The following is a 13,345-nucleotide window of genomic DNA, read 5'->3' as shown; positions in this document are numbered from 1 at the left end:
AAAATTAAGCCAATGATTCAGTTCCAGTGTTTCTAACTTTTACCTGGTAGCCAATACCCGGTTTTACGTTAAGCTCTTCAAGCACATAGTAAGTACGTTCGCTCTTCAAAGCTTTTGAAACTTCAGAGTTAGGGTCGTTCCTGTTACCAAACACAATAGCGTTTGCAGAGCAAGTTTGCTGGCAGGCTACTTTAACCTCACCATCCCTAAGCGGGCGTTTTTCCATTTTAGCCTGTAATTTACCTGCCTGTATACGTTGTACACACATTGAGCATTTTTCCATTACCCCGCGGAAACGTGTAGTAACATCAGGGTTAAGTACTAATTGTGTATGCTCGTTGTTCAGGTAGTTATCAAAGCGCGAATCGTTCCAGTAGTTAAACCAGTTGAAACGGCGTACTTTATACGGGCAGTTATTTGCGCAGTAACGTGTACCAACACAACGGTTATATGCCATCTGGTTTAAACCTTCGCTTGAGTGTACGGTAGCTAATACCGGGCAAACAGTTTCACAAGGTGCGTGGTCGCAGTGCTGGCAAAGCATTGGCTGGTGAACAACAGTTACATTGTTAAAGTTATCCAGTTTTGCAATTTCTTTTTCTTTGGTTACAGCGTGGCCATTGCTATCGTTGTTAAAGCTATAGTAACGGTCAATACGGATCCAGTGCATTTCACGGCGGCGGCCAACTTCGTCTTTACCAACAACAGGTATGTTGTTTTCTGCGCTACATGCTACAACGCAAGCGCCGCAACCTGTACATGCATTTAAGTCGATAGCCATAACCCAGTCATAAACGGGGCGTGCGTGGATATGATCTTCATTGGTTGCTTCCCAAAGGTCGTATTTCTCGTGCTCACCTTCAGCGCCGCTTCCTGCTGCCGGGTTCTTTTTGTACTCGGTAAAGCTTGCTTCGCGTATCACATTACGGCCTTCAAATGAATGGTGCGTTTGTGTTTGCGAAAGCGGGAATATATCGCCTGTTGCGGTTATAGTTGCAGATGCATTTGTCTGGAACGTGCCGTTAAGGAAGCTTAAGAAAGGATACGCGTTTTTACCTACATTGTTACCAACCAAACCGGCTGCTGTGCGGCCATAACCAACAGCTACTGATATTGTACCCGGCGCCTGGCCCGGTTGTGATAATACAGGTAATGTTACAGTGTAACCGTTTGCTTCAATTTTAATAACCTCAAATTCGTCAAGGCCTAATTTTATAATATCAGACGGAGACATTGCTGCAAAGTTGTCCCAGGTAACTTTAGATACCGGATCAGGCAGCTCTTGTAACCAAGGGTTGTTTGCCCTTTTACCATCGCGCATTGCTGTGTTCTGGTATACCTGCAGCTCAACTTTAGCTTCTGCTAATTTCGCGCTTTGGTTTAATATGGTTTGTGCAACAGCGTTAAGATCATAGTTAAAGGTGTAAGAACCCGCTGCAACCGGTGCTGCTAATACAAAACCTGTTTGTAATAAGGTTTCCCAACCAGCCTGGCCTGATAAGCCGCCTTTAGCTAATAAGTTATTGTTCCAGTTATTTCTAACATAGGTATAGTAATCTTTAACCGGGTTGTCGCTCCATACCAGCAGGCTTTGCTCGGCCTGGCGGGTGTTGTAAACCGGATTAATGGTTGGCTGCATTACAGTGTAGTAACCTGTAACCGAGCTATCATCACCCCACGACTCTAAATAGTGGTGGTTTGGTGCAATGATGTTACAAAGTGCAGCGGTTTCATCGGCGTGGTCAGAGAAAGATATTTTAAGGCTAACCTTTTTAAGAGCATCTTTAACTGCATCTGCAGAGTGGTAATCATAAGCAGGGTTAGCATCAAGGAATAAAGCTGCGCCAACTGTACCATTTTTTGCCTGGGTGATGAAATCAACAATTTCAGCATCGTTGCCGGCGTACTGGCGCGATGGGTTATCCAGATCAATTGTAGTACCGTAGCTGCCTAATAAAGAGTTAATGGCATTTACCAATACTTGTGTAGCAACATCGTTTGAACCGCAAACAACTAATGCTTTACCTTTAGCGGCTTTTAATTCGGCTGCTACCAGCAATATCGCCTTATCGGCATTAGCTGTTGTTAATTTTCTTGAGCCCGGTAAAGTTGTACCTGATAATGCATTGTAAAGGTTAACCAGTGCAACACCTTCTTCAGACGGTTTAATAGCTATACGCACATCCGCATTGGTACCGGTAAGGCTCATCCCGCTCTCAAACTGGATGTGACGTGACATCTTCTTAGCTTCAAGCGATTTGTTGTTCCTGTTTGATACGTACTGGCGTGTAAACTCTTCGCCTGAGATCCATGTTCCAAGGAAATCGGCCGCGAAGCTTACAATAACGTCTGCTTTATCAAAGTTGTAATGAGGTAATACTGCTTTACCAAAACTGTTTTGGTTAGCTTTTATAATACCTGTATATGATACTGCATCATAACTTACGTGTTTTGCAGTAGGATATTTTGCTATAAAATCATTAATAACAGCCTGGGTAGATGGGCTGTGTATAGTTGAAGTTACAATGCTGATTGTTTTGCCGCTTGCCGCGATAGCTGCAAGCTGGTTTTTTACAAAAGCATCAACCTGCGCCCAGCCGGTAGGGCTGCCATTTTGTTGCGGGTCCTGCACACGGCTGTTATCGTACAGGTCAAGCACTGATGCCTGTGCCTGTGCGCTTAAACCACCTTTTGATAAAAGATCATTAGGGTTACCTTCAACTTTAATAGGGCGGCCTTCGCGGGTTTTAACCAATATAGCGCTACCGTCGTAAGTTGATGAGTAGTAGTTGGCCACACCCGGTGTTACCTCTTCCGGCTTTATTAAGTATGGGATTGATTTGTGTACCGGTACTTTTTGGCAAGCCGCTAAAGTAACTGCACCCACACCAAAACCCAGTGCCTTTAAAAAGTCGCGACGTGGAGTTTTGCCCATAAGGCCGCCACCGCTTAGTACCTCTTCAATAGGGATTGGCTCGGCAAACTCGTGTTTATTTTTCTCAACAAATTCTGGTGTTCTGTTCAGTTCTTCTAAACCTTTCCAGTATTTTTTATTGCTATCCATTTATAGTTATATAAACTGTAATGTACTGTTCTTGATAATTATTAATAGTGGCACTTAGCACACTCAATACCGCCTAATACTGCTGCGGTAACTTTCTCACCCTTTTTAATTTTATCATGGGCAGCAAGTATGCTATCGTAGTAAGCATTGCCTTTACCGTTAACCTCGGTACGTTTGTGGCATTGTATACACCATTTCATTGTTAATGGCGAGTACTGGTAAACCTCTTTCATGGTTTCAACCGGGCCGTGGCAGGTTTGGCATTTAATAGCACCAACCTTAACGTGCTGCGAGTGGTTAAAGTAAGCCAGATCCGGCAGATTGTGTATACGTACCCACTGAATTGGTTTTGCTTTAGTGCTATCGTATTTAGCGGTGTTAGGATCATAACCCAACGCATCATAGATCTTATGAATTTCCGGCGATTCTGTTTTAACAGATTTGTGGCAGTTCATACAAACGTTTAATGATGGGATTGAAGCGTTTTTAGATTTGAAAGCGCCTGTGTGGCAGTACTGGCATTCTATTTTCATAGCGCCGGCGTGCAACTCGTGCGAGTATTTAATAGGCTGTACCGGCTGGTATCCCTGGTGAACGTTAGTGTTCCACATGGTTACCCAGCTAAAGCTGCCCATCGCTATAGTACCGCAAAGCACTATAAAGAATACAAGCTTTTTGTTTTTCAGCAGTTTTTTGAAAGTTGCTGTGCGGTCGGCTTTTACTTTTTCCTCTTCAGCATCTTCTTCAAGTACAATACCTTGCCTGTTAAGCAACAAACGCTCAAGCGTTGCAATTACTTTGTTTAATACAAGGATTACAATGAAAGCGATAACGATAACGCCTAACAAACCCCAGATAACCAGGCTGCTTGGGCCTTTGTCTTCGGCAACTGCGCCAGCGGCAGGTGCTTTGGCTTTATCTTCCTGGATCTTTTTCCAATCGGCACGGATGTAAGTAATAACATTACCCACATCAGCATCGCTCAATTCGGCAAATACTGTCATACCCGCCTGGTTGTATTCGTTAAATATTTTAACGGCCTTGGGGTTTTTGGCAGCAATTAATGCCTGGTTGTTTTGGATCCATTTGGTTAAATAGGCATCATCAGTTTCTGATGTAAGCTGCGGACCTAAGGCCGGGCCGGTCATACGCGTATCTATTTTATGGCACGCTGTACACTTGGCCTTAAATATAGCTTCACCTTTTGCTGCATCTGTTTGCGCATGGGCTGTTAAACCACAAACAACCAAACCGGCAATTAGTAAAACCGACCTTGAAAACTGTTTAAAAATCAATGAGATATTTCTCATAAAAGGTATTTATGCTAAATAATTTTTATATTAAAGTGTTAAACTGACGTAGAGCTGTATGTTTTTGGCACTTTTTCAGGCACAAAAGTATAATTTATTACAGTATCGCTGACAATATAATGACACCAATATCTAATTTATAATCGTTCTAAATTACTAATAAAAGCCCTTTAAATTACATCTAAAGGCTTTTTTGCTAAATACAGGGTATATAGGGTAAAAGAGATTAACAATACGTCTCTCTAAAACTCAACTATTATTCTAATATCCAGGCAATAACAAACAGCCCGGCTACATGGGTACATTAAAATTGCAACTTATTTTCTCAAATACCAATAGCAGGGTACTATTAATTATAAAACATAATTTAAAGGCTCATAATTTATCCCCTGCCATAGCATTATATAGTTAACTGTAACATAATCAAAACAATAAATTACCCGGTAAAATCATTTTATAAATACCCGGCAGAACCCATATAAAGTTTTGCAATTAATTGTAATTTAACTTTTGCCATGTTAACATTGTAACGCTGCAACCTTATTTACCTAACAATGATCAAAAACCTCCTCCTCTGTATTGCTATTGTCCTGTTCTCTTTTTATACCAAGGCCCAAAAACTTCCCCGGGCCGGGCTTGATACATTACTGCAGAAAATTGCTGCTATGAAAGACGACACTAATAAAGTGAAAGCTTATTTTAACCCGGCTATAAAAGCACAAACAGGCAATAGCGATAAGGCGATAACTACCTATACATCAGCAAGGGGACTGGCAAAAAGGTTGAGGTTTTTTAACGGGATAGTCACTGCAGATCTTAACTTATCTTTTGTATACAAAAACCGTACTGACTATAGCAATGCACTTATATATGCCCGCGAAGCCCTGGAAATAGCGAAAAGTAACAAAAAGCAATATGTGCCTTATATATTGTCGTATATCGGCCAAATATATTATGACTTTCAAAATCACGAAATGGCAGTTAAGTATCATACCCAATCTTTAAAAGGCTATCAGGAACTGGGATTGAAAGAATATATTTTAGGCGAATACCTTACCCTGGCAAACGATTATGCCGACTGGGAAAAATACGACACCGCACTTGCCTTTGATAAAAAAGCCCTGGCCCTGGCCGAGGAATCAAAAAACCCGCAACTAAAGATGAACGTTTACGGCAGCCTTAGCTGGCATTATTATTTATCAAAGCAATACCTGCTGGCCATTGATTATTGCCGTAAAACCTTAAAAATAAGTCATGATACGTTAGCTGCGGCAGCAGTATTTGGCACTATCGGCAATATTTACCAGGATGCTCCCGATTCCTTACTTGTAAAAATGGGCGTTAAGCCATCTCAACGGCACCAGGAAGCGCTTAAATACTTAAAAATAAGCATGGAAGGCGCTGAGCAGGCAAAATATTTACGATCAATAATGTTAAACTGGCGAGACATGAGCAAAAGCTACGCCGGTATCCGCGACTATAAAAATGCCTATGAAGCGTACAAAAATTACATTGTTTTTCGTGACAGTATAACCAACGAGACACAGCAAAAACTCATTCTTAAAAATGAAGCAAGTGCCCGGGAAGATATGTTGAAATATCAGCAGCAACTTGCCAATGTTAAGGCCGGGCAGCAACGCAATATGTTTATTGCCGGTATAGTTGCATTACTATTGCTTTTGGCCTTCATCGGGCTCAATTATTTCAATCAGCGACGCTCTAACAAACTTATCACCCTGGCCAACCACGAACTTGGCCGCCAGCGCAACGAAGTGACCACACAGCGCGATAAGCTAAATGAAACCATAAAAGAACTTAAGGCCGCGCAACAGCAACTCATCCAATCAGAAAAAATGGCCTCGCTTGGCGAACTGACAGCTGGCATTGCGCATGAGATACAGAACCCGCTCAATTTCGTCAACAATTTTTCGGAAGTAAGCGTTGAGTTATTACAAGAACTTAAGGAAGAGGTAGCAGCCGGCAATACCGAAGATGTGTTGGCTATTGCCGATGACCTGACACTGAACCTGTCCAAAATAAACCATCACGGCAAACGCGCTGATGGTATTGTAAAAGGCATGCTGGAACACTCAAGGGCAAGTAACGGCACAAAGGAACCTACCGACCTAAACAAACTGACAAACGAATATTTGCGCCTTGCCTACCATGGCTTAAGGGCTAAAGACAAAAACTTTAACGCCGACATAGTAACCAATTTTGATAATGCACTCCCCCTGGTAAATGTTATACCGCAGGATGTGGGCCGGGTAATGCTTAACCTGTTTAATAACGCCTTTTATGCCGTGCAGCAAAAAGCCAAAACGGCCGGGGCGGGCTATAAACCTGTAATTGATGTAGCCACTACCTTAAATAGCACCCATGTTGAAATTATTGTTAAAGACAATGGTACAGGCATGCCCGATAATATTAAAGACAAGATATTGCAGCCCTTTTTTACCACCAAACCTACCGGCGAAGGGACGGGTTTGGGGCTTTCACTTAGCTATGATATTGTTGTTAAAGGCCATGGTGGCACTATCGATATACAATCTATAGATGGCGGGGGCGCTACATTTAAGCTACAGTTGCCATTAAATACATAAGTAGCTGCCCAATAAGATATGATGAACCCACCAATTAATACCTTTTTACTATGTTAGGAGTTTTTGGTGATACACATACGGGGAAAGGCCGGGAATACTATAATTAACCTATATAAAGAAGGCCCTTTGAATTTCTCCAAAGGGCCTTCTTTATAATTTTATATGCTGGTTATTGTTTCAATATCCACGCAAATATTAACGGTACAACTATCGTTGCATCGCTCTCTACAATAAACTTAGGTGTGTTAATATCAAGCTTACCCCATGTTATTTTTTCGTTTGGCACCGCGCCCGAGTACGAACCGTATGAGGTTGTTGAATCGCTCACCTGGCAAAAGTAGCTCCAGAACGGAATTTCCGGCATCTCCATATCCTGGTAAAGCATTGGCACAACACAAATTGGGAAATCACCCGCTATACCGCCACCTATCTGGAAAAAGCCTACGCCTTTACCACCCGAATTTTCGGGATACCAGCCGGCCAGCCATGCCATGTACTCGATACCGCTTTTCATGGTAGTAGCTTTTATTTCGCCTTTTATAACGTACGATGCAAATATGTTACCCATGGTGCTGTCTTCCCAGCCCGGTACAACAATTGGCAGGTTCCTTTCGGCAGCCGCCAGCATCCACGAGTTTTTAGGGTCTATCTCATAATATTGCTCCAACTCGCCGCTTAGTAATATTTTGTACATAAACTCATGCGGAAAGTAACGTTCACCTGCTGTATCAGCATCTTTCCAAATTTTGTAAATATGTTTTTGTAACCTGCGGAAGGCTTCTTCTTCGGGGATACAGGTATCAGTAACACGGTTGTAGTGGTTCTCTAACAAGTCCCACTCGTCCTGCGGGCTCAGGTCGCGGTAGTTTGGCACGCGTTTGTAGTGCGAGTGTGCTACCAGGTTCATTATATCCTCTTCAAGGTTGGCCCCTGTACATGATATAATATCAATTTTACCCTGGCGGATCATCTCGGCAAGCGAAATACCCAATTCTGCCGTACTCATAGCACCTGCTATGGTCACCATCATTTTGCCACCTTCGGTTAAATGCGTTTCATAACCTTTGGCTGCATCCATTAACGCCGCTGCATTAAAATGCAGGTAATTTTTCTCGATAAACTGAGATATTGGGCCTCTTGTACTCATCTTTTCAATCAAATATTTAATTACAAAAGTAGGTATTTTGTGCACATCAGAATTTTAAATTACAAATTCAGTAAAACAAGTGCTTTAAATTTACCTTTGTTGCTAAAGCTAAAAGCCGAAAGCAGAGAGCAAAAAGCAAAATATCCTAAAAGCTTTAGGCTTTAGTCTTTAAGCTCAAGAAGCTTATTACATGAAGAAACTTACTACCGTTTTATTACTTTTTATACTTGTACAGCCCCTTTTTGCCCAGGTAAAAATATTGCCAAAGTTTATCCGCAAGATGTATTTTGAAAAGGATACCACCAAAAAAGGGAGCTTTGTTATTTTACCTGTGATAAGCTCGGCCCCCGAAACAGGGCTGGAGGCAGGTGGCTCGGCGTTATATTCTTTTTACACCGACACACTGGGTAACGATACCCGGGTATCAAATATATTTGCCTACGCCACCATTACTACAAAAGGCCAAAGCCGTTTAAACCTGAGCAGCAGTTACTGGGCGCCACATAACCGTTATCATTTTACCGGGCAGGTTGGCTATATTAATTTCCCTTTTGATTTTTATGGAGTGGGTAACAATACAGCTAAGGCTGATGCCGACAGGCTTGGCCAAAAGCGTGTACGTGTAACCCTTACCGGTGAAAAAAAGATAGGCAGCAATATTTATATAGGCCTTGTTGCCGGTGGCTATGATTACCGCTTTAATGACCAGGACAATTCCGGTATTTTTGCCTCCGACCCAACCATTGAGGGCAAACATGGCGGCACTATCCTCTATGCAGGCCCGAGTTTTATATTCGACAGCCGCAACAATAATACTTACACCACCAAAGGCAGCACCATAACCAGCTATTTCAACATTATGAACGGCATTGGAGGGAACAGCGACTACAGTGGTGGTTTTTTAAATGTGGAACTTACCCATTTTGTAGCATTAAGTAAAAAGTTTGTTTTAGGGTTTGATGTACAAAGCCAGAACCTGACGGGCAGCCAGTCGCCATTTTACCTGTTACCTACCCTTGGCAGCGACGAAATGATGCGCGGCTACTACAACGGCCGTTTCCGCGATCGTAACATGATAGCGGGGCAAACCGAACTGCGTTACCGCATGAGCGAGCGCTTCGGCATAGTGGGTTTTTTAGGGGCTGGTGAAGTGTTTAATAAAGAGTTTAGTACCGAACAATTAAAGCCTAACTATGGCGGCGGCTTACGCTACTTTTTCGACGTACAAAAAGGCCTCAGCATTCGCGTAGATTACGGCGTTGGCGAAAAGCGCCCCGGCGAAAGCAGGCAAAGCGGCGTTTATGTGGGGTTAGGGGAAGCCTTTTAGTAGGTTAATTACTCTCCCTGGTGAATAGAAGTATACCCTGCCCCGTTCCAATAAATTAAAACCCCGGCTAATTCATCTCCATCTTGAAGCGAGTAAATAGATATAGCGGGATGAGGGATTTTTACTTTTTTGCTTCCTGAAATATCTCCATTCGCGTCGAATATCGTTTGGTAAGCAAATTTATCTTTATGTAGGCGCCATCCATTTAACCAATTAGTATCATTAAAATCCTCGTCTGGAATTTTTTGTCCCGCTCCAAAAATGTAATACGTTTTAGTTCCGCCATCAATAATCAGGATCCCTCTTTTTTTGCTTTTTTTGTCGAGCACTTGAACAGCTATATCGTTTATTTTATCACCGGTAAAATCGGCTTCTAAATAACCTGGTTTAATGGGCTTTATGATCAGATACCGTTCATTTAACTTTTTCTCATTAAACGATTTGGTGAACCAACCAGGTAATCCTGTTGCATGTGCAGATGTCATCCAGAAAACTGCAAAGAGTAAACTTAATTTCATCTACTATACTTTTATTAAAAAATTCTCTTTAGCCTGTCCCGGTTTAAAAAACACCAGTCCTATCCAGTAAAGGTCAACCGTAGCGGTTACATCCGGGTGGGCTTTTATTTGCGCCCAGGCTTGTTTCATGCCTTCGCTCCAGTAAATATCGTCGAAGATGAGCATGGTACCTTCATGCACTTTTGGCAGGCACCATTCAAAATACTTAAGGGTGGCATCGCGCTGGTGGTTGCCGTCTATGTACACAAAATCGAGCTTATCCAGGCCGGCAATTACACCCGGCAGGGTATCATCAAAGTTCCCGGTGATGATGCTGATACCCTTCACCCCTGCTTTGTCAAAAACATCTTTGGCAACACCGGCGGTTTGAGGGCAGCCTTCTAAAGTATAAACTTTGGCATCGGGCGCGGCGGCTTGCAGGTATAAGGTGGTAATGCCCAGGCAAGTGCCCAACTCAACAATGTTGGTAGGTTTGGTAAATGCCGCCAGGCGATAAAGCAGCTTGGCCAACTTTGGCGGTTTTAGCGCATTCAATGTAATATCGCTTATCTTTTTCTGCTTGTTATTGTTTACGTGCGAGCCTGCGCCAAGGTCGGTAACGGTGATGTGGCGATCGTCTACCAGCAGGTGGTCGCGCTGGTATTCAATGCTATCATACGCCGGATAGGGCTTTTTATCATAAATAACCTCATCTACCAAACGGTAAACAAACGGCGAGTGCAAACCATGACGGTTTTTTGACTTAAGCCTATGCAACAGAAAATCCTTTGCGAACGTTAAATTGAACATAGCTGTAAAAATATTAAAACGTTTAGTATTTTAGCATGAAGTGATATGATTAATCCTACAGAAGTAAATTCATTAATTCGTTTGCTTGACGACCCTGACACCGAGATCTTTGGTCACGTACATGAAAAGCTGGCCTCATACGGCCCGGAGGTGATCCAATACCTGGAGAATGCCTTTGAGCAAGCCTTCGACCCTATACAACAGGAACGGATTGCCAACCTGGTACACGAGATCCAGTTCGGTACCGTAAAAAACGATCTGAAGCTTTGGTACCAAAGCGGCGCGTTCGACTTATTGCAGGGCATTCTCATTATCAACCGTTACCAATACCCCGACCTTGACGAACAGAGGGTGATTAACCAGATAGAATCCATCAAACGCGATATCTGGATCCAGATGATGAACGAGGCCAGCCCTGTTGAGCAGGTAAAACTGATGAACCATGTATTTTACAGCATCCATGGCTTCAGCGGTAATACCGCCAATCATCGCGACCCGCAAAACAGCTACATTAGCCAGGTTTTGGAAACAAAAAAGGGTAACCAAATCTCGCTGGCTATTATTTATTCCATCATTGCCCAAAAGCTGGATATCCCGGTTTATGGCGTAAACCTGCCCCAACACTTTATACTGGCCTACCTTGATGAAAGCCGCGAAAGCGAGTTTGAAGGCGGCATCCTGTTTTACATCAATGCCTTCAACAAAGGCTATATATTTGGCCGCCGGGATGTAGATATGTTTTTGAAGCAGCTTAACCTGCAGTTTGACAAGCAGTTTTATGAACCCTGCTCAAACGCCGATATCATTAAACGCGTACTACGCAACCTCATTAGTGCATACGAGCACCTTGGCTCTTCAGAGAAAGTGGACGAGTTGAATGAGCTGCTGAATATTTTTATAGTACCGGGAGAGTGAAGGGATTTTCAGGCAAAAAGAGATTTTTAACGACCTTAAAACGTCTTTTTTCGCCTTAAAAACGTCCGTGATAGTCTCTTAAAAAGTCGCCATCGATGATCAATAGTTTTACCCCTTTTTTAGATGTAGCTGACATCATCGGATACATAACTTTCGCCTTTGTTTGATGTAAAAAAATTCACCGGAGGCAAACTCGATGTCAAAACTCCCTTCCATGCAATGGACGATATGACCCTTTTGGCAACAGTGACCGGCCAGGTAGCCGGGCGAATATTTGACCAGCGGCAGCCTAAGTCCGGGCAGTTGTAGCGTTTGCCGACAGGAGGTGCCCTACTTGCTGGTATGATCTTCTTATCCAATTGAAATGTTTGGAAAATGATGCTGATAAGTAGGGTTCATCATTACCTCTTGAAAGATGCGGATCATCAAGATACAGTGCTAAATATTTATAATTGTTAACACATCAATATCTTATGAGAACCAATAATACTATTGCGCTCACAGTATTGAGTATCAATCCCACTTTAGCTAAAGACAACCATTCATATATTTTTCACTTACTCAACCAACCATTATCGCCCATCCAAACCTTGGCCCAATCAAACCAAAGGCCTTTACTTTTGGGGTTGATTAAACCAAACCCATGGCCGCCTGCCGGGAAGATATGCATTGCAGCTTTAACCTTATTTTTTACCAGGGCATCGTATATCAATAAAGCATTCTCAACAGGTACCACGTCATCATCTTCGGCGTGTACAATAAAGGTTGGGGGTGTATTGGCAGTAACCTGCTTTTCGTTCGAGTACAGATCTACCTTATCCTGCGGCAACTCTTTCCCTATCAGGTTCTCGCGCGAGCCGGCATGCGTTTTTTCGCCAAAGGTTATTACGGGATAGATCAGCATCATAAAATCGGGCCTAACGCTGATGTTATCTTTGTTATCGATAACCACTTTATCAAAATGCGTACCCTCGGTTGATGCCAGGTGGCCGCCTGCCGAAAAACCGATAATACCTATCCTGTTTGGGTTGATGCCCCATTTAGCGGCATCCTGCCTAACCATTTGGATAGCGCGCTGCGCATCCTGCAGGGGGCCAATGGTTTTATCAACCATAATACTGTCGCTGGGCAGGCGGTATTTTAGCACGAAGGCAGTAACACCGATCTTATTAAACTCCTGCGCTATCTGGAAACCCTCATGTGCCGAAGCCAGGCCCGCATAAGCGCCGCCCGGGCATATTACCACAGCTGTACCATTAGCCGTGCCTTTTGCAGGCAGGTATGGCGTTAGCGTTGGTATACTTACTTTGGTTATCCAGTTACTTTTATCTGTAACCTCTGCATAGGTTGCCGGTGTGGGCTTTGAGTTAGGCACACCTTTAGGGTAAAGCAGTATCGGTTTTTCCTGGCTAAAAGCCATTGTGGTTATAGTGGTCAAAATTATCGCGACAAAAATATTCCTGATCATAGCAGATGTATAAATTGGTTGAGGCAAGTTACAATTTACACCAATAAAAAACGATGCTGTTGTGCAGCATCGTTTTTAGTAAGCTGAATGCGATTCCTTCCTTGGGAAGGTGCAGGAAGGGGTTTAACGAACTATTAATAAACCCCTCCCTGCATTGCACAGCCAGCCGCACCCCTCCCGCAGGGAGGGAATTAAATGGTGCTT

9 protein-coding genes are annotated in these 13,345 nt (G+C 43.0%); 3 read left to right on the top strand and 6 right to left on the bottom strand.

All coding sequences use genetic code 11. The features are described from left to right. Positions 1-4: 4 nt before the first annotated feature. Both IDJ75_RS10850 and IDJ75_RS10845 read right to left on the bottom strand, forming a co-directional pair. Positions 5-3,064: a TAT-variant-translocated molybdopterin oxidoreductase gene (locus IDJ75_RS10850; protein WP_191175642.1), complete on the bottom strand. Its 3,060-nt coding sequence runs from the start codon at positions 3,062-3,064 to the stop codon at positions 5-7. A gap of 41 nt (positions 3,065-3,105) precedes the next feature. Next, complete coding sequence (locus IDJ75_RS10845; protein WP_191175641.1) at positions 3,106-4,374, bottom strand: cytochrome c3 family protein; 1,269 nt, start codon at positions 4,372-4,374, stop codon at positions 3,106-3,108. 554 nt (positions 4,375-4,928) lie between these two features. Between IDJ75_RS10845 and IDJ75_RS10840 the strand changes: the two genes are divergently transcribed. Next, positions 4,929-6,977, top strand: coding sequence for a tetratricopeptide repeat-containing sensor histidine kinase (locus IDJ75_RS10840; protein ID WP_191175640.1), 2,049 nt, complete (start codon positions 4,929-4,931; stop codon positions 6,975-6,977). A gap of 169 nt (positions 6,978-7,146) precedes the next feature. Here the strand turns inward: IDJ75_RS10840 and IDJ75_RS10835 are convergent, their stop codons facing one another. Then, the gene (locus IDJ75_RS10835) at positions 7,147-8,124 is read right to left on the bottom strand and encodes a deoxyhypusine synthase family protein (RefSeq protein ID WP_191175639.1); all 978 of its coding nucleotides are present in this window, start codon (positions 8,122-8,124) and stop codon (positions 7,147-7,149) included. Between the two features lie 190 nt (positions 8,125-8,314). Between IDJ75_RS10835 and IDJ75_RS10830 the strand changes: the two genes are divergently transcribed. Next, positions 8,315-9,451 (top strand): BamA/TamA family outer membrane protein, encoded by a 1,137-nt coding sequence (locus IDJ75_RS10830; RefSeq protein ID WP_191175638.1) that lies wholly within the window; start codon positions 8,315-8,317, stop codon positions 9,449-9,451. Positions 9,452-9,459: 8 nt separating this feature from the next. Here IDJ75_RS10830 and IDJ75_RS10825 read toward each other — a convergent pair whose 3' ends face one another. Continuing rightward, positions 9,460-9,969, bottom strand: a complete 510-nt coding sequence (locus IDJ75_RS10825) for a hypothetical protein (protein ID WP_191175637.1) — start codon at positions 9,967-9,969, stop codon at positions 9,460-9,462. A 3-nt stretch (positions 9,970-9,972) separates the two neighbouring features. Beyond that, on the bottom strand, positions 9,973-10,758 hold the full coding sequence (locus IDJ75_RS10820) for an O-methyltransferase (protein WP_191175636.1): 786 nt from the start codon (positions 10,756-10,758) through the stop codon (positions 9,973-9,975). 45 nt (positions 10,759-10,803) lie between these two features. Here IDJ75_RS10820 and IDJ75_RS10815 point away from each other — a divergent pair, with 45 nt between their 5' ends. After that, positions 10,804-11,673 (top strand): transglutaminase-like domain-containing protein, encoded by an 870-nt coding sequence (locus IDJ75_RS10815; protein ID WP_191175635.1) that lies wholly within the window; start codon positions 10,804-10,806, stop codon positions 11,671-11,673. Between the two features lie 553 nt (positions 11,674-12,226). Here IDJ75_RS10815 and IDJ75_RS10810 read toward each other — a convergent pair. Further along, on the bottom strand, positions 12,227-13,141 hold the full coding sequence (locus tag IDJ75_RS10810; protein WP_191175634.1) for an alpha/beta hydrolase: 915 nt from the start codon (positions 13,139-13,141) through the stop codon (positions 12,227-12,229). Between the last annotated feature and the right edge of the window lie 204 nt (positions 13,142-13,345).

The sequence above is a fragment of the Mucilaginibacter rigui genome (assembly GCF_014773275.1).
Lineage (GTDB): Bacteria > Bacteroidota > Bacteroidia > Sphingobacteriales > Sphingobacteriaceae > Mucilaginibacter > Mucilaginibacter rigui_A.
This window is presented reverse-complemented; position numbering and strand designations above follow the sequence as displayed.

What these genes read in the sequence shown, in the direction of transcription:
- IDJ75_RS10850 (WP_191175642.1), bottom strand. Translation starts at nt 3,064, where the DNA reads ATGGATAGCAATAAAAAATACTGGAAAGGTTTAGAAGAACTGAACAGA.
- IDJ75_RS10845 (WP_191175641.1), bottom strand. Translation starts at nt 4,374, where the DNA reads ATGAGAAATATCTCATTGATTTTTAAACAGTTTTCAAGGTCGGTTTTA.
- IDJ75_RS10840 (WP_191175640.1), top strand. Translation starts at nt 4,929, where the DNA reads ATGATCAAAAACCTCCTCCTCTGTATTGCTATTGTCCTGTTCTCTTTT.
- IDJ75_RS10835 (WP_191175639.1), bottom strand. Translation starts at nt 8,124, where the DNA reads ATGAGTACAAGAGGCCCAATATCTCAGTTTATCGAGAAAAATTACCTG.
- IDJ75_RS10830 (WP_191175638.1), top strand. Translation starts at nt 8,315, where the DNA reads ATGAAGAAACTTACTACCGTTTTATTACTTTTTATACTTGTACAGCCC.
- IDJ75_RS10825 (WP_191175637.1), bottom strand. Translation starts at nt 9,969, where the DNA reads ATGAAATTAAGTTTACTCTTTGCAGTTTTCTGGATGACATCTGCACAT.
- IDJ75_RS10820 (WP_191175636.1), bottom strand. Translation starts at nt 10,758, where the DNA reads ATGTTCAATTTAACGTTCGCAAAGGATTTTCTGTTGCATAGGCTTAAG.
- IDJ75_RS10815 (WP_191175635.1), top strand. Translation starts at nt 10,804, where the DNA reads ATGATTAATCCTACAGAAGTAAATTCATTAATTCGTTTGCTTGACGAC.
- IDJ75_RS10810 (WP_191175634.1), bottom strand. Translation starts at nt 13,141, where the DNA reads ATGATCAGGAATATTTTTGTCGCGATAATTTTGACCACTATAACCACA.